A 16,878-nucleotide genomic window follows, 5' to 3' on the forward strand; every position below is an offset into this window, starting at 1 on the left:
TGGTGTTGATAAAGGAGTTTACAGTTTTTTTTTAATTATAATAGCTATTGATATGATTTTGGATAATAAATGTGCAAATTTATAACCCCTAGCAAGCGTTCCTAGAGTGATTTTTGAACTTGCTGTGCCAGTTGGTAAATAATGGCAGCGGTTAATCCCCAAATCATCTGTTCACGATACCAGTAAAAATAGATCCGATGTTGTCGGTTTCGTCGTTTAATATCCAAATATCGATAGCAAGGAAGAGAGAGCGCATCAAAAAGTGGAATTTCAAAAACGCTATCTACTTCTGTTGGATTGACCTGAAAAGAAAAGGGAGGCGAAACCAACCCGACGACAGGTGTAACACGATACCCGCCACTACTGTCTAATGGGGCGAGTTGCCCCAAAACTTGTACCTGATGATGTGGAATGTTGACTTCTTCTTCTGCTTCACGTAAGGCGGTAGCGATCAATGAATGATCTTCAGGATCAGTTGCGCCACCGGGAAAAGCAACTTGCCCCGCATGTGAACGTAAGCTTTTGGCTCGTTGAGTCAATAACAGTGTTGGCTCTGGCTTACAAATAATTGGCAATAATACAGCGGCATTCCGCTGATTATTACTTAGATACTTTGGTTGTACAGGCAGTTGCAATTGAAACCGATGAATAAAATCAGAAAGAGAGGTCATAATAGTTGGCGTTCCCTTAATTTAGGCAAGATATGTCCAAGTTTATCGAATGTTTCCTGATATTCTTTTTCCGCAATGCTATCTGCAACAATACCACCACCAGCCCAGCAGTATATTTTTCCTTTCTCTGTCAGCAGGGTACGTATAGTGATATTGCTGTCCATTGTACCGCAGAAACTAATATAGCCAATAGCTCCACAATATCCATGTCTGCGATGTGGTTCTAATTCTTCGATAATTTCCATAGCCCGAATTTTTGGGGCACCAGTAATGGAACCACCAGGGAAACAAGCCCGTAGTAAATCGGTTGCGTGATAATTATCTGGCAGTGCGGCTGTAATAGTACTGACGAGATGATGTACTGCCGGGAAAGGCTCAACGATAAATAATTCCGGAACTTTGACCGATCCCGGTGTTGCAACACGTCCGATATCATTTCTCAGGAGATCAACGATCATCAGATTCTCAGCGCGATCTTTTCGGGAATTGGATAATTTTTCAGCTTGCAATTGATCTTTTTCTGGATCTTGATCGCGCGGCAGTGTTCCTTTGATTGGTCTGGTCTGGATTTTCTTATCTCCCAACAATAAAAATCGTTCAGGTGAAACACTCATAATGCAATTTTCGGGCAAGCGGATAAAAGCTGAAAAAGGAGCACGGTTACATTCATTCAGTTGCTCGAATGCCTGCCATTCATCACCTTGGTAATCGGCATGAAAACGTTGGGCCAGGTTGACTTGATAGCAGTCGCCATCACGCAGATAACGGTGGATCTGAGCGATTTTTTCATGATATTGCTGTTCACTCATATTAGATTGCCATGAATTTGTGAGAGCAAAATCGGTTTCTTGATTTTTGGTGTGTGATTTTAGCCATGCCAGACGATTATCAATATCGTGGTAACTGAGTAAAGTCGCTTTTTGCTGATGATGGTCAATAATAAGACTCCAATCGTAGATCCCAATCGCCATATCTGGAAAATTCAGTTCATTAATGGCTATGGCGGGTAACTTTTCAATTCGTCGTCCGAGGTCATATCCCCATACTCCCAGTCCTCCTCCCTGAAATGGCAGGTCGGGATCAAACTGTGCGGTAAGATTACAGGCATGAAGATACTTTTTCAGTAATAGAAAGGGATCATCTTGCGAATAAGAAACTGCATCATGACTTTTGATTTCTGTCGATTCCCCTTGTGTTACAAGAGTCACAATAGGTTCAGCCACAAGAATATCAAAACGATTATGTGGATGTTGGGCTGTACCTGAATGCAACAACATTGCCCAGGGAGAGGCAGAGAGTGGAGCGAAATAACAGGTAGCAAGATTAGGAGAATAAGGTAACTGACGTTTTTGTAATGCAATCTTCATGGAAGGAACTCGTATTGGCTGGGCAATTGAAAAAATAACTGATTAGTGCACGGAGAGTACCATAGAATGGTATACCTGTTCACTGGTTGTCACACTGCAACTTAAAATTGATTGAGTATATAATCACAGCTTGTCGCTAATTATTGTCGTATATTTGAGGTTAATCCTATGTTTTCAGGTATGCCAGCATTATCCCATGAAGAGCAGCAAGTCGCAGTAGACAGGATCCATCAACTTATTTCTGAAGGGATGGGAAGTGGAGAAGCCATTGCGATTGTTGCTCAGGAGCTGCGGGAAAAGCATCAGGGCAAAGAGCAGATCCATGTTTTATTTGAGGATGATGTAAAATAGCACTAACGCATTTTTAACAAAACTCACATAATTACTTTCTATTACATGTTAGTTTAACCGAACATTTAATCCATATAATTTGGATGGTAATAGGAGGTAATATGAAGACAAATCAATTTATTCATCGTACTGGGTTATTGAGTGTAATTGTTGCATTTTTCCTTTCGTTTGCTGCGTTAGCTGCTGAAAATGATCATGTGGCTAAATTTGTTTCCTGTAAAAACTTGACTAAAGATCAAATTGCAGCGCAAGTTAAGCAAGATTTTTTACAAAATCGCCTTAAGCATTGGGATAAAGACAGGCAACAACTGGGTACAGGAAAACCCGTTGCGTGGGTAAATGTCAATGATATTACGGGTGATAAAGATACGTTACAGATTCCGCTTATTGTCCGGGGTTCTAAAAAAGACAAAAGTTACAACGCCACAATTGATTGTCAAAAAGAGACTATCAGTTATCGTGAAGTTAAATAAACAAATTGTCATGACAGCTTCAAATGTATTCGGGATACTAGAAATGTATCCCGTTTTATTTAATGAGTGAGGGTTTTTTATGACGGAATTACGAAAACTTTATCCAGCTTATGATGCATATAAAACCGGCTATCTGGATACTGGGGACGGGCACCAAATTTACTGGGAGCTTTGCGGTAATCCTGAAGGTAAACCTGCGGTATTTATCCACGGAGGACCCGGAGGGGGAATAGCAAATTATCATCGGCAGTTATTCGATCCGGAACATTATCATGTCATGTTATTTGATCAACGTGGCTGTGGCCGTTCCAAACCTCATGCAAGTCTTGAAAATAATACAACATGGCACCTGGTTGATGATATTGAACGTTTACGTCAGCAGATGGGGGTTGATAAGTGGCTGGTTTTTGGTGGTTCATGGGGGTCAACGTTATCTCTGGCTTATGCACAAAAACATCCGAATTCTGTATCGGAATTGGTATTAAGGGGAATATTTTTACTCCGGCCTCAAGAATTGCAATGGTATTATCAGGGGGGTGCTTCCCGGTTTTTCCCGGAAAAGTGGGAGCGTACACTCTCTATTCTTTCTGAAGAAGAATGTACTGATGTGATAAAGGCTTACAATAAACGTCTCACGAGTAGTGACCTCGCAGTGCAGTTGGAAGCTGCCCGCTTATGGAGTACCTGGGAAGGGGAAACTGTCACACTATTACCTTCTGAGCATGCAGATTCATTTGCAGAAGAACAGTTTGCGTTGGCGTTTGCACGTATTGAAAACCATTATTTTATCAATAACGGTTTTATAGATGAGACACAGCAGTTATTAGATCATGTTGACGTTATCAGGCATATTCCCGCAGTCATCATCCATGGGCGTTATGATATGGCATGCCAGTTACAGAACGCTTGGGATTTGGCGAAATCGTGGCCAGAGGCAGAGTTTTATATTGTAGAAGGCGCAGGCCATTCCTTTGATGAACCGGGAATTTTGCATCAGTTAATTACAGCAACTGATAAATTTATTGGAAAATAGGTATGATAACCACTCGCTTATGCGGTGGTTACCTCTTTTTTCATATTTAACGGCTTTTGGGCTCATAAGGCAAACGAGACAAATATCTCGACTGTTGGCGATAGTGGTTCAATCGTTGTTGAAAATATTCCCGCAGGTGTTGTGGTTGAGTTTGCTCAACAGTGTCCGGAATGACAGGCATATTATAGCGTTCTTTAAATGCAACCCCTGATGCCGCCAGATCAACATTGACCTTATCCATCTCATTTTTAGATAACTTAGCTAAGTTATGCACCACCATTTCCTCTCCAAAAGTACTGTGTATTCCCAGAGGTTAAAATTAATTGAGTCTTCTTTATTTGGCAAGACATTATTTGCATAAAAAAACACCTCTTAAATATTAATAATATCAATTCTCATTTTTATTAAATGTTAATTCTTTGGTTAAATATTTTATCAAATAAAACTGATTCTTATTTTCTTATATTTAATGAGATTTATTATTGCTATAAAATAAAAATAATTTATTGAATATCAATTGGTTGTGTTTTTTTAATTTATTTTTGTTTTATTGAGTTTTAATAGGCATAATATGCGGAATTAATAAATTTCTAGGAGGTGGCTAATGTTAAAACAAGAAATGATCACGAAATTAAATGAGCAATTAAATCTGGAATTTTATTCTGCTAATTTGTACCTGCAAATGAGTGCATGGTGTGGTGATAAAGGTTACGAAGGTGCGGCTGCATTTCTGAGAACCCATTCACAAGAAGAAATGCAACATATGCAGCGTTTATTTGATTATCTGGGCGATACAGGAGCAATGCCTGTACTGGGGGCTATTCATGCTCCACCTGTTGAATTTAATTCTATTTCTGATGTGTTCAATCAAACCTATGAACACGAAAAATTGATCACGGAAGAGATCAATAAATTGGCTCACTTAGCGATGATAACCCAGGATTATTCTACATTTAACTTCTTACAGTGGTATGTGGCTGAACAACACGAAGAAGAAAAATTATTCAAATCTATCTTGGATAAGCTGGATATGGTGGGTGAAAGTGGTAAGTCTTTATTTTTACTTGATAAAGATTTGAAAGGACTCTCAGTTCCAGCTCATGCTTAAGAAAGCACTAAGATAAATCAATCTGCATGATTTTTACCGTAATTCCTGTTTTTTGCTTATTTTTAAGCAGGAATTACACTTTTTTCGTTTTATCTCCTATTTTTGTTTTTTGCGCAGTGCTTCACAGGTCAGGACTTTCACCACAGATTAAATTTATCGTTTGTTATAAAATCCCCTTTAAGCATAAAAATTCACCTGTATATTAAAGGGTTATCTATCATGTCTATTTTTAATATCCGTTCATTCTGGAGCAATTTGTCTGCTTTGGTTGTTCTGTTTGTCGGTATGTCCTGCCAACAGGCTTTAGCTCATGCTCACTTGAAAGATCAGACTCCGGCAGAAAATACAACGGTGGAAGCCGCACCACAAGCTATAACCCTGAGTTTCTCAGAACGCATTGAACTTGGGTTTAGCAAAGTAAAATTAATTGGCCCAGAAAAGAAAGAGATTAAAACAGGTAAGCTAGCACTTGATCCTGCGACTAAAACTAAACTTATCCTGCCTGTAGAGGACAAACTGGCAGCAGGGGAATATCGTGTTGACTGGCGTGTTCTTTCTGTCGACGGTCATAAAACGAAGGGTGTTTACAATTTTACTGTAAAATAATGATTTCACTTGAGGCATTATACGTACTCTGCCGATTCTTGCATTTTGTGGTAGTTATGCTGATGTTTGGGTTCAGCTTGTTTACTACTCTACTTACCTCAGGCCATTTTTTAGTTTTGATTAAAAAACGGCTGAGAGTCGGTCTGGCAATTAGCACAGTATTGGCTTTTGTAACCTCAATGGTTTGGTTTATTGTACAGGCGGGGTTAATGGGGGATGGCTGGCACGACGTTTATCAGTTTGAAATATGGCAGGCAGTATTAACAACTTCTTTTGGTAAAGTATGGCAATGGCAATTGTTGGTTGCTGCACTTGCTGTTGTGGGAATATTCTTTTTACGTACTAATGCTGGAGATTCTAAGACAAAGAATTTCTTGTTATTAGGCTGCTCTGTTATTTTGCTCTCAAGCCATGCTTTCATTGGCCATGCTACTATGTATGAAGGGGAGCTTGGTTTACTACTTCAGGTGAATCAGATTGTTCATTTGCTTAGTGCAGGCTATTGGTTCGGCGGGCTATGGCCTTTTTTGTTATGCCTGCAATTCTTGCGTTTAAAAGATATTTCCAAATCAAACTCAGTTTTTCACCAGGTAGAAGATAGTTATAGTATGGAGAATAGCCTGTATACTGAAAGTGTAGTTGCAATGAGGCGATTTTCTAACTACGGGCACATAGCTGTTTTTTTGGTGATTATCACAGGAATTATAAGCAGTGCCATTTTAATTCCTGGCTGGCTGACTTTTGACTCCCTTGCTTCCGAATATCAATCAATGCTATGGCTGAAAATCATACTTGTTACAGTTATGGTTATTTTAGCCTTGATCAATCGTTATATTCTGGTGCCCAAATTAAAGCAGAAAGGACGTTATGAATTACTCATAGTGAACAGTTGGTTGGAAATCATACTGGGAACTGGTGCTCTATTATGTGTTGCTATCTTTGCGACAGAGCCTCCTGTGTGATCCTTGAATAGTTGGTATGAGCTTAGATATATGTATAGGTTTTTTTAAGTATGATTTTTAAGTTATGACTAATAAAGCGGCAACTTGTAAGACGATGGGTATATAAACAAGAAAAAGGGCGGTAGAATTCAGCTTATATGTTTATCAGGGGGATGATGATGAAACGAGTATTTGGGTTTTTATCTTTTTTATTTTTCTCTTTTCACGGGATTGCTGCTCCAATACAAACCATTAGTAAATTACAGTTTGGGAAACAATGGGCTTTTACTCGTGAAGAGGTTATGCTCGATTGTCGTTCAGGAAATGCACTGTTTGTGATCAACCCCAGTACGCTTATGCAATATCCACTCAATGAGCGCGCAGTAGAAATGATGAAAAATAACCAAGTTATTGCCACCCCGCTAAGTACGATACTTTTAGATGATCCTGAACATCGCAATCGAAAAATGAGTATTGAGCCATTTCAGAAAGCGGCTATGGTGCTATGCAATGATCAAACAAGTAATGGTAAAGCAAGCGATAAAAAATAACCGTAATTTTTACTGCTGATATATATGTTAATTAACGAGCTAAATAATTAACAAAATTTGGTAATTTACTGTGTGTCAACTACTCTTTAAGAGGTAAGTTGTTCTACGTCTCAATGGCATTTTAGCGCACGGCTCTCTAAACAGAGCCATTTTCCCTAGGCCGAGTAGAGGAGTGAGCTCGGCCTTTTTTTATTGTGTTTACCATGAAAACTGAATAATTTTACTCCTTTTTCTCAAGATGATCTCTTTTTCTTAACTTGTATAATCTATTCAATATACCTTATGGATTTCAAGATTTAGTGTGGCGGTAGATAAATGCCTAAATAGCAAGTGGCCAATTACTCGTTTTTTAGTGAAGTGTTTGCTAATAATATGAGCAGGGGCACGATTTTGACTGCAAATTAGGTAATTTTCTAATATAAGCTGTGATAACTAACTGAATTTCATAAGTGAATACTGGTAAAATATTAAAAGAAAATTTTAATTCTGAGATTCAGGCGGTATTCTGGGACAGTGATATAAGGATAGTAGAAGATTTACCAGAATGGTTTGATGTCCTTGGGAAATCTATTTTGTTGTTTTATTGTTATTAAATTGTTTCTTATCTGGCTGTTGTGTAGGTGTGTATGGACAAACGTGAATTTTATCGGGAACTATCAGATAGCTTGGTTGCTCTATTATCAGGCGAATATAATTTGATCGCATCTCTTGCAAATACAAGTTCATTGTTATATGAACGTTTGGGTAATGTTAATTGGGTTGGCTTTTACTTGGTAGATGGTGATACCCTAGTTTTAGGGCCGTTCCAAGGTAAAATTGCTTGTGTTCGTATTCCTATAGGGAAAGGTGTATGTGGAACCGCTGTAGCAAGGAATTGTATCCAGCGTATTTCCGATGTACATGCTTTTCCCGGTCATATAGCTTGTGATGCTGCCAGTAATGCTGAAATTGTCCTTCCTTTGGAAATTAATGGTCAAGTTATTGGCGTTTTGGATATTGACAGCACGGTTTTTGATCGGTTTGACGAACATGATGAACATGGCTTAAAAGCGCTTGTTAGCAGGCTTTGTGAGCATTTGGGGCAATGTGTTGTGCCAAAATATCTGCAACAGAATGTAACTTAACCTATGTATGACGTGGCATTTATCAGCAACACTATTATAATGTCGCCTGTTCATGCCTGCGCTGGTTGGCAAAACCGTTGTAATCAGGAAATTTCATGGAAAATCAACCTAAGTTGAACAGTAGTAAAGAAATCATTGCTTTTTTGGCTGAACGATTCCCGCTTTGTTTTGCCGCAGAAGGCGAAGCACGTCCTTTAAAAATCGGGATCTTTCAGGATATCGTTGAACGTATTCAGGGCGAAGAGTGTTTAAGTAAAACACAGCTCCGTTCTGCTCTGCGCTTGTATACTTCCAGTTGGCGTTACCTTTATGGAGTTAAAGAAGGTGCTCAGCGTGTTGACCTTGATGGTAATGCGTGTGGTGAACTGGAAGCTGAACATATTGAACATGCGCGTCAGCAATTAGCGGAAGCTAAAGCTCGGGTACAAGCTCAACGAGCTGAACAACGTGCCAAAAAACGTGAAACAGAAAACGTATCTGACAAGAAAAGCGAACGTCCTGTGAATAAAAAGGCAGCGCCTCGTCGTCGCCCGTCAGCAGGTAAAAAAGATGAAAAGCGTCCATCACGTTCGCAGGATCATCTGCAACAATCACGTAAGCCAGCAGATAAAACGACCAAAAAAATTGCACAACCTGAATTAACGTCAGTAACTGATGTATCCTCTCTGAAAGTCGGCCAGACAATCAAAGTGAATGTAGGAAAAAGCCTCATGGATGCTTCTGTGCTGGAAATTGCAAAAGATGGTGTAAGAGTGCAATTACCTACTGGTTTGGCAATGATTGTACGCGCAGAACACTTAAAGTTCTGATACGGAGGCCAACTTGGGCATGAACAAACTCATTACTTTGGCTTTCGTTTTAGTACTATCATTTTCTGGTATAGGGCACGCAAGCACTGTTAATGACAGTGTAAGCCGTAATAACAATGCCACTAATTCTGATGTAGCTGGTGTTGGTACAGCAGGTGGAAATAATCCCCTTGTTGTTACTATCAATCAGTTACCCGATCTAAAGCCAGAGCTACAACATCCGACAGTGAGTCAACGGATTGTTTCCCGTTTTCTCCGTTCTCATTACCGCCATTTTAGTCTGGATGCCGATTTTTCAGGTAAGGTTTTTGATCGTTACCTAAATATGCTGGATTATGGACACAACGTTTTTCTGGCATCAGATATTACACAATTTGCTGCGCAAAAAGGGCTCTTAGGCAAAGAGCTTGAAAACGGTGATTTGCATCTTCCATATGCGTTATTTAATTTACAGCAGAAACGTCGTTTTGAACGCTATCAATATGCGCTTTCCCGATTGGAAAAGCCCATCCATCTAGATGGTAACGATACACTTGAAACAGAACGTGATAAAGCGCCTTGGTCTAAGAGTGTTGAAGAATTAAATAATCTTTGGGATGCCAAGATTAAATCTGATTGGATAAATCTCAAACTGTCAGGTAAAAATGACAAAGAGATCAAGGAAGTACTGACAAAACGCTATCGAACTTTGTTAAAACATCTTACTCAGAGTAAAAGTGAAGACGTTTTCCGAACAATTATGATGGCTTTTGCTCGTGAAATAGATCCGCATACTAGCTATCTCTCTCCTCGTGATACAGAACAGTTTAATTCAGAGATAAGCCTTTCTCTTGAAGGTGTTGGGGCTGTTTTGCAGTATGATGATGAATATGTATCTGTCCGCTCACTGGTTGCGGGAGGGCCAGCAGCCAAAAGTAATTTACTTAAAGTCGGAGATAAAATTATTGGAGTGGGGCAGGCGGGTAAACCAATTGTAGATATTGTTGGTTGGCGTCTGGAAGATGTTGTTGCCCTGATTAAGGGGCCAAAAGGTAGTAAGGTCCGTCTTGAAATCATCCCAAGCACAAAAGGCGCTAAAAGTCACATTATCACCTTAACGCGTGAAAATATCCGTCTTGAAGATAATGCAGTTAAGATGTCAGTTAAAACTGTTGGTAAAGAGAAGGTTGGGATACTTGATATACCAAGTTTTTATATTGGTCTGACAAATGATGTAAAAGTACAGTTGCAAAAATTGGCGAAACAAAATGTTTCTGCAGTTGTCATTGATTTACGTGGTAATGGTGGTGGTGCGTTAACAGAAGCTGTCTCACTTTCTGGTTTGTTTATCTCAACGGGGCCGATTGTGCAGATTAGAGATAATACAGGTCGGATTAAAGAAGATTCGGATACTGATGAAGCAATCTATTATAAAGGGCCTTTGGTTGTTTTAGTTGATAACCGAAGTGCTTCCGCATCTGAAATTTTTGCAGCTGCTATGCAAGATTATGGGCGTGGATTGATCGTTGGTGAGCCTACTTTTGGTAAAGGAACTGTTCAGCAATATCGTTCTTTGAATCGCATTTATGATCAGATGCTAAGTCCTGATTGGCCAGAGATTGGCTCGGTACAATATACCATTCAGAAATTTTATCGGGTGAACGGTGGTAGTACTCAACTTAAAGGCGTAACGCCTGATATCCTTATGCCAACAGGGAAAGAGCCATCTGATATAAGTGAAAGTCAGGAAGACAATGCTCTGCCGTGGGATAGCATTCAACCGGCAAATTATACTTCTTCAAAGAAAATTTCAGAGTTAATACCGTTATTGACCAAACTGCATCATCAGCGTATCACCAATGATCCTGAATTCAAATATATCAATCAGGATATTGCCTATTACAAGGTGCTAAAAGCGCGTCATGGTGTTTATTCGTTAAACTATGCAGAGCGAGATAAAGAAAATAAAGAATATGAGGTGATTAAATTAAATCGCATTAATGAGCGTTTTAAACGTGAAGGGAAGAAGTCACTTACATCACTTGATGATTTGCCAAAAGATTATAAAGATCCAGATCCTTATTTAGATGAATCAGTACAGATTGCTTTAGATTTGTCTCATCAGCCTGCTGAAATGTCTCAGGCGAAGTGATTTCAAACTTCGTTATTTAATTTATGGATAAAAAGTCGGCTTGATAGTCGGCTTTTCTATTATTGGCTGGATCTTATATAATATTGTAAAGTTACGTCGATTTTGTCGCTTAACGTCTTAAAAAAATTGAATAATATGGGTTCAGCCCCCATCTTATGATTTACTTTTAGTTGAACTGTTTGATTATTATAGGAAGCCAATTTATATGATGCGAATTGCTTTGTTCCTGCTCACTAACCTGGCTGTTATGGTAGTGTTTGGGATAATACTTTCACTCACAGGAGTTCAGCGAAGTAGTGTAGCTGGTCTCATGATAATGGCTGGGTTGTTTGGTTTTGGTGGTGCATTTATTTCTTTGTTAATGTCGAAATGGATGGCATTACGTTCTGTTGGCGGCCAGGTTATTGAAAAGCCATCTAACGAAATGGAATTTTGGCTGATGGAAACTGTCCGTCGCCAGTCTGATCAGGTTGGTATTACCATGCCACAGGTTGCCATTTATGATGCGCCTGATATTAATGCATTTGCGACAGGAGCTCGTCGTAATGCTTCTTTGGTTGCTGTTAGTACTGGATTATTGAATAACATGAGTCGTGATGAGGCGGAAGCTGTAATTGCTCATGAGATTAGCCACATTGCTAATGGTGACATGGTAACAATGACGTTATTGCAAGGGATTGTAAACACATTCGTTATCTTTATTTCTCGTATTATCGCACAAGCGGCTGCAAGTTTCCTGTCCAGCAGCGATGATGAGAGCGAAAGCAGCAGTAACGGTAACCCTATTGTTTACATGATCCTTTCTATGGTTCTGGAGATTGTATTTGGTATCCTTGCAAGCATCATTACCATGTGGTTTTCCCGTTACCGTGAATTTCACGCAGATGCAGGGTCAGCGAAACTTGTTGGACGAGAAAAAATGATTGCGGCATTACAGCGTCTCAAAACCAGTTATGAGCCTCAGGAAGAAGGCAGCATGATGGCGTTTTGTATTAATGGCAAGTCTAAAAGTTTCAGCGAGCTATTTTTATCTCACCCTCCATTAGATAAACGTATTGAAGCTCTGCGTAGCGGTGAGTATTTAAAGTAATGTTCTTCTCTGATTTTTAGATGAAAGCTTTAAAAATTAATTAAAGTAAAAGCCGGGGTTCAGATGAACCCCGGCTTTTTTTGATGGTGTTTGTCAGAAAGAAATGGAATTGAATTGAGAAAGTTTGGTTGGAGAAAAAAGGGGATAAGATTTTGAACCTCACCTTTGTACTGAGATACAAAGATGAGGGAAGTGAGTAATGAATTGATCTTGATTAAGATTGACGCAATATTACTTCATCTTGTTCGAATGTTTTTTTATCAGTTTTACCCATTAATTGGCTGGTAATTGTGCCAGCTGCCATTGCTCCGTTGACGTTTAACGCTGTGCGGCCCATATCAATAAGAGGTTCAACAGAGATCAACAGGGCGACTAAAGTAACAGGTAATCCCATTGCAGGTAGAACAATAAGTGCAGCAAATGTAGCACCACCACCCACACCAGCCACACCAGCAGAGCTGACTGTCACGATACCAATGAGAGTTGCGATCCATAGAGGGTCAAGAGGATCAACTCCAACAGTTGGAGCAACCATTACTGCTAACATTGCAGGATAAATACCGGCACAGCCATTTTGACCGATAGTTGCCCCGAATGAAGCGGAAAAACTAGCTATAGATTCCGGAACACCAAGACGACGGCTTTGTGTCTCAACATTTAATGGAATACTTGCAGCGCTCGAACGGCTGGTAAAGGCAAATGTCAGTACAGGACCTGCTTTTTTGAAGAACTTCAGTGGGTTAATGCCTGTCAACGCCAGAAGAACACCGTGTACAACAAACATGAGAGCTAAAGCGACATAGGAAGCAACAACAAAATTACCTAATTGTGCAATATCGTGAATATTGGAGCTGGCAACAACTTTAGTCATTAATGCCATTACACCGTATGGAGTGAGGCGCATAACCAGTCTGACAAGTTTCATTGCCCATGCCTGCATAGTATCGATAGCAACAAGCGCTCGTTCACCACGCTCGCGGTCATCTTTTATCATTTGTAATGCTGCAATTCCCAGGAATGTTGCAAAAATTACTACACTGATAATTGAAGTTGGACTTGCTCCTGTGAGATCTGCAAATGGATTTTTAGGAATAAAAGAGAGGATTAATTGCGGTACACTCAGATCTGATACTCGATTAATATAGTTTGCTTCAATCGCCGACAGACGCGCAGTTTCTTGCGTGCCTTGGATTAATCCAGCAGAGGTTAAGCCAAACATATTGGCGATAACAATAGCAACTAAAGCGGAAATGGCGGTAGTGAGTAGTAGAGTACCGATAGTCAGGAAGCTGATTTTTCCTAAAGAAGACGCCTTATGCAGACGTGCAACTGCACTCAGTATAGAGGCAAAAACCAATGGCATAATGACCATCTGTAATAATTGTATGTAACCATTACCGACAATGTTGAACCATTTAATTGATTCTTTCACAACAGGATTGTGTGCACCATAAATTACATTTAATGCCAATCCAAAAAAAACGCCTACAATCAGGGCGATAAGAACTTTCTTGGATAGGCTCCATTGATCTGAACTCGTTTTAGCTAATACTACGAGTAGTGCTGCGAAAATCAGCACATTAATAATGAGTGGTAAATTCATCCCCAGTCTCCAATATTCTGACTAATATGATTTTTTTGTATGGGATATGCTTACTTCAGGTTATAACAAGAAGTTGCACCATATATTCTATTAACTATACATGATATCAATATAAGAATTGGCTTTCTTATAATTAAAAAGAATATAATATAATTATTTATCACTATATAGTGCAATTAGTTATATGTTCTTATGTAATTTATTTGTATCTTGTCTAGGTTTGGTAACAGTATGCAGGGATTTAGCGAGTGATATATGAGTTTTTTGGTGTTATATAATTAATATATTTGAGATCATTACGTCATAGTAGGAGCTCATAATTAACAAAATAGCGACACCGAAGATGAAAATGATTAGTAAAAATTAAAAAGAAATATTTATATTTTAAGTTAACCCCATTGAAAATATGGGGTTATGATTTCATTAAAAATAAACTCAATTACTTATATAGATTTTGTAATTTATCGATATTTAACTTATCAAGTAGCAGCTTATCGAACGGTAGTTTGTCTAAATAGTGCATAAACGATAAGTCAATGTATTGTGGAATGAAAATAGCAATCACTACAAGCAAAACGGCTATCAATCGTTCCGCTTTTTTGCGCTCTTTTCCCTTTAATATAGGTATTCGGAAACGCATTTTTAGTGGCCATAGGAGAGGGATACCTGCTGGCGTAAGCATATCTGCAATCAAATGGCTGATATAACCTACGATCATGGCATGAAAAAAGTCAGTTGGTATGGGCCAGTCAGCGGGCATTTTGGTCTGAAAGAGAATAATGCCAACAACTAGTGCCAATAGGCTATGTGTAAATCCACGATGCCCACAAAGTCGTGCAATAGGAATGGAAATAAAACGGAATAACCTGCCTAATGTTGAATGTGGATGATCAATATCAGGTAATAAAGAAGCCAAAAGTACACCAGGAAGCATATGCAACCAATCTCCCTGTGCTATTTCTGGAGTAATTTCTAGCTGATGAGCCAATACAAGGCTGGCAACCGAAAAAAGAAGATGCCCTTCTGCTGTCATAATTATTTATACTGAATTGTTTGCTATATTGATATCTATTGCTGTTTATGTATACAGTGCGCGCTAGTATAGAGGGTTTTGTATAAGTTGAATAGGGGGTAAACAAGAAAAATCTTTTATTTATTAACATATGACACTAATATTTAACTGATTTTTGTCTAGAATAGCTATCTATGCTTCTGGAGATTCGTTCACTTACTGTCGCGTTATGACTTGAAATCTATTGGGTATATGCTCATGAGGAGTATTAATGACGTATCAACAAGCAAGATATGTTGCTATTGCGAAGCGGCTGTTGGGTTGGATTATTTTTGTCCCCGCTTTTTTGTCAACTTTAGTTTCAGTGGTTAACCTGATATGGCAACATGAGGTTAAAGTTGAGGGTATTAATGCAGTATTGAATGATTTTTTGAGAATGATGGCTGAAATGCTCAAATTCAATACACCATTTTTGGATTTTTTTTGGAAGCACTCTCCAACTCCAGACTATATGACAATGATCACAGGGGCAAATGTCAGTTTTTTGATTATCTATTTTCTGATGTTTGTCGGCTTGGCAATGAGTGCATCTGGTTTGAGGATATACCGCCAATTCAAATTCATTAAGGAACAAATTGAAGACCATATGATCTTTGAGAAAGCTAAAGAGAGCGGTGTAACTCAGGAGCAATTGGAATCTAAAGTCAAATTTCCAAGCCATTCATTATTCAGCCAAATATTCATTCTTTATATATCCCCCATTATTATCGGCGCAATTGCCTATTTTTTCTCGAAATTATTAGGTTGGTAATATATAAGATAGCTGCGAGAGTAGTTAGCTCCGCAGCTTACTGGTATATCCAAGAATAGAACGGAGAATTGCTTAAAATAACACTCTGATATCGGATAGACATAATACCCGTAAATTTGGAATAATAAAATTTAATTGATGTTATTAATTTTTATTATTTATTTAATTGCTTTATTTCTATTTGCATTTTTATAAAAATCAAATAATAACTAAATGAAATCTAGTTAATAACTTTAACCATTGGATTAGATTTGAAAAAGAAATTTTCCTTTATTCTGTAGATAATCAGAATGATTATTCAGATAATATATTATCGATTATGGTTTGCGCAGCAATAAAATTATCGCCACCAAAAAGGTTACAGCGATTCAGTAAATAATAGAGTTGATAAAGTGGTTGTCGTTCAATAAAGTCTGGCGGTAATGGCCAAACACTTTGATAACCGTCAAGAACTTGCAGAGGCAATTCAGGATAGAAAGGGAGCATAGCAAGGTCGCATTCACGATCTCCCCAATAACATGCAGGATCAAATGCTACGGCGCAATTGTTGTTTAATGATGCACAATTTGTTGGCCATAAATCACCGTGCAATAGAGAGGGTTCAGGTTGATGAGAATGCAATTTATCACTGATTTTTTGGACAATAGAATCGATATTCCCGAATACCATTCCCTTGTCTGTTGCAAGTTGTAATTGCCAGCCAATACGCTTTTCTGCATAAAATTGATTCCAGCGTTTTTGCCACCCATTAGGCTGTATTGTAGTCCCAAGCATATTGTCAAAATCAAAACCGAATTTCGGTTGTTCATTCCATTGATGCAGCTTAGCAAGTTGTTGGCCGAAGCAATACGCGTTGTGAGCATCAAATGGTTTTATAGGAAGGTATTCCAGTATAAGAAAACTATGATTACGATCATGCCCAACACCGTAAACTTCAGGTATGCGCGTTGTTTTACTACGCGCTAATAATTCCAACTGTTCTGCCTCTGTTTTAAAAACAGTCAACATCTCTTTCGTGTTGGATTTAACAAAGATATGTTGTTCACCATACTCAATGGACCACGAATGGTGAATGTCACCTCCTAATAATTCCGTTTGATTGCGGATTTCTGCCTCACCAAAATGTTCACTTAATAGACGGCTAACAGTTTGCCACATGATTCACCTCATTAAGTTGACAATTACTACGCTCATAGT

18 protein-coding genes are annotated in these 16,878 nt (G+C 38.7%); 12 read left to right on the forward strand and 6 right to left on the reverse strand.

Annotated features, from left to right (window positions below; translation table 11 throughout):
• Positions 1 to 101: 101 nt before the first annotated feature.
• Positions 102 to 671 carry a CoA pyrophosphatase gene (locus ABLA85_RS08395; protein ID WP_367963075.1) on the reverse strand — a complete coding sequence of 190 codons (570 nt, stop codon included), beginning with the start codon at positions 669 to 671 and terminating at the stop codon, positions 102 to 104.
• Positions 668 to 2,038 carry an aminodeoxychorismate synthase component 1 gene (pabB, locus tag ABLA85_RS08400; protein ID WP_367963077.1) on the reverse strand — a complete coding sequence of 457 codons (1,371 nt, stop codon included), beginning with the start codon at positions 2,036 to 2,038 and terminating at the stop codon, positions 668 to 670. The genes ABLA85_RS08395 and pabB overlap by 4 nt, the downstream gene beginning before the upstream one ends.
• Before the next feature lie 168 nt (positions 2,039 to 2,206).
• On the opposite strand from pabB, the gene ABLA85_RS08405 reads away from it, so the two are divergent.
• The 3 genes from ABLA85_RS08405 (at position 2,207) to pip (ending at position 3,895) form a co-directional block, all read left to right on the forward strand.
• The gene (locus ABLA85_RS08405) at positions 2,207 to 2,389 is read left to right on the forward strand and encodes a YoaH family protein (protein ID WP_367963079.1); all 183 of its coding nucleotides are present in this window, start codon (positions 2,207 to 2,209) and stop codon (positions 2,387 to 2,389) included.
• A gap of 101 nt (positions 2,390 to 2,490) precedes the next feature.
• Positions 2,491 to 2,862, forward strand: a complete 372-nt coding sequence (gene yebF / locus ABLA85_RS08410) for a protein YebF (RefSeq protein WP_367963082.1) — start codon at positions 2,491 to 2,493, stop codon at positions 2,860 to 2,862.
• A 79-nt stretch (positions 2,863 to 2,941) separates the two neighbouring features.
• Positions 2,942 to 3,895, forward strand: a complete 954-nt coding sequence (pip, locus tag ABLA85_RS08415) for a prolyl aminopeptidase (protein WP_367963084.1) — start codon at positions 2,942 to 2,944, stop codon at positions 3,893 to 3,895.
• 46 nt (positions 3,896 to 3,941) lie between these two features.
• Here the strand turns inward: pip and ABLA85_RS08420 are convergent, their stop codons facing one another.
• Positions 3,942 to 4,172, reverse strand: coding sequence for a DNA polymerase III subunit theta (locus tag ABLA85_RS08420; protein ID WP_367963151.1), 231 nt, complete (start codon positions 4,170 to 4,172; stop codon positions 3,942 to 3,944).
• A gap of 327 nt (positions 4,173 to 4,499) precedes the next feature.
• On the opposite strand from ABLA85_RS08420, the gene ftnA reads away from it, so the two are divergent.
• The 8 genes from ftnA (at position 4,500) to htpX (ending at position 12,255) form a co-directional block, all read left to right on the forward strand.
• Positions 4,500 to 5,003: a non-heme ferritin gene (gene ftnA, locus ABLA85_RS08425; RefSeq protein WP_367963086.1), complete on the forward strand. Its 504-nt coding sequence runs from the start codon at positions 4,500 to 4,502 to the stop codon at positions 5,001 to 5,003.
• Between the two features lie 219 nt (positions 5,004 to 5,222).
• On the forward strand, positions 5,223 to 5,609 hold the full coding sequence (gene copC, locus ABLA85_RS08430; protein WP_367963089.1) for a copper homeostasis periplasmic binding protein CopC: 387 nt from the start codon (positions 5,223 to 5,225) through the stop codon (positions 5,607 to 5,609).
• Positions 5,609 to 6,571 carry a copper homeostasis membrane protein CopD gene (gene copD, locus ABLA85_RS08435; protein ID WP_367963091.1) on the forward strand — a complete coding sequence of 321 codons (963 nt, stop codon included), beginning with the start codon at positions 5,609 to 5,611 and terminating at the stop codon, positions 6,569 to 6,571. The genes copC and copD overlap by 1 nt, the downstream gene beginning before the upstream one ends.
• Positions 6,572 to 6,729: 158 nt before the next feature.
• Positions 6,730 to 7,101, forward strand: a complete 372-nt coding sequence (locus ABLA85_RS08440) for a YebY family protein (protein WP_367963093.1) — start codon at positions 6,730 to 6,732, stop codon at positions 7,099 to 7,101.
• Between the two features lie 626 nt (positions 7,102 to 7,727).
• Positions 7,728 to 8,225, forward strand: a complete 498-nt coding sequence (locus ABLA85_RS08445) for a GAF domain-containing protein (protein ID WP_367963094.1) — start codon at positions 7,728 to 7,730, stop codon at positions 8,223 to 8,225.
• A gap of 95 nt (positions 8,226 to 8,320) precedes the next feature.
• A complete protein-coding gene (gene proQ, locus ABLA85_RS08450) occupies positions 8,321 to 9,034 on the forward strand; it encodes an RNA chaperone ProQ (RefSeq protein WP_340620340.1) in 714 nt (237 codons plus the stop codon).
• A 19-nt stretch (positions 9,035 to 9,053) separates the two neighbouring features.
• The gene (gene prc, locus ABLA85_RS08455) at positions 9,054 to 11,165 is read left to right on the forward strand and encodes a carboxy terminal-processing peptidase (RefSeq protein WP_367963096.1); all 2,112 of its coding nucleotides are present in this window, start codon (positions 9,054 to 9,056) and stop codon (positions 11,163 to 11,165) included.
• A 205-nt stretch (positions 11,166 to 11,370) separates the two neighbouring features.
• Positions 11,371 to 12,255, forward strand: coding sequence for a protease HtpX (gene htpX / locus ABLA85_RS08460; RefSeq protein ID WP_047680228.1), 885 nt, complete (start codon positions 11,371 to 11,373; stop codon positions 12,253 to 12,255).
• A gap of 214 nt (positions 12,256 to 12,469) precedes the next feature.
• Here htpX and ABLA85_RS08465 read toward each other — a convergent pair whose 3' ends face one another.
• Positions 12,470 to 13,858 carry an L-cystine transporter gene (locus ABLA85_RS08465; RefSeq protein ID WP_367963098.1) on the reverse strand — a complete coding sequence of 463 codons (1,389 nt, stop codon included), beginning with the start codon at positions 13,856 to 13,858 and terminating at the stop codon, positions 12,470 to 12,472.
• Between the two features lie 439 nt (positions 13,859 to 14,297).
• On the reverse strand, positions 14,298 to 14,891 hold the full coding sequence (locus tag ABLA85_RS08470) for a metal-dependent hydrolase (protein ID WP_367963100.1): 594 nt from the start codon (positions 14,889 to 14,891) through the stop codon (positions 14,298 to 14,300).
• A 250-nt stretch (positions 14,892 to 15,141) separates the two neighbouring features.
• On the opposite strand from ABLA85_RS08470, the gene ABLA85_RS08475 reads away from it, so the two are divergent.
• A complete protein-coding gene (locus ABLA85_RS08475; RefSeq protein WP_367963101.1) occupies positions 15,142 to 15,681 on the forward strand; it encodes a YniB family protein in 540 nt (179 codons plus the stop codon).
• A 294-nt stretch (positions 15,682 to 15,975) separates the two neighbouring features.
• On the opposite strand, the gene ABLA85_RS08480 is transcribed toward ABLA85_RS08475, so the two are convergent.
• Positions 15,976 to 16,839, reverse strand: coding sequence for a fructosamine kinase family protein (locus ABLA85_RS08480; protein ID WP_367963102.1), 864 nt, complete (start codon positions 16,837 to 16,839; stop codon positions 15,976 to 15,978).
• Positions 16,840 to 16,878 lie beyond the last annotated feature (39 nt).

This window comes from Xenorhabdus sp. SGI246 (assembly GCF_040838225.1).
Taxonomy (GTDB): domain Bacteria; phylum Pseudomonadota; class Gammaproteobacteria; order Enterobacterales; family Enterobacteriaceae; genus Xenorhabdus; species Xenorhabdus indica.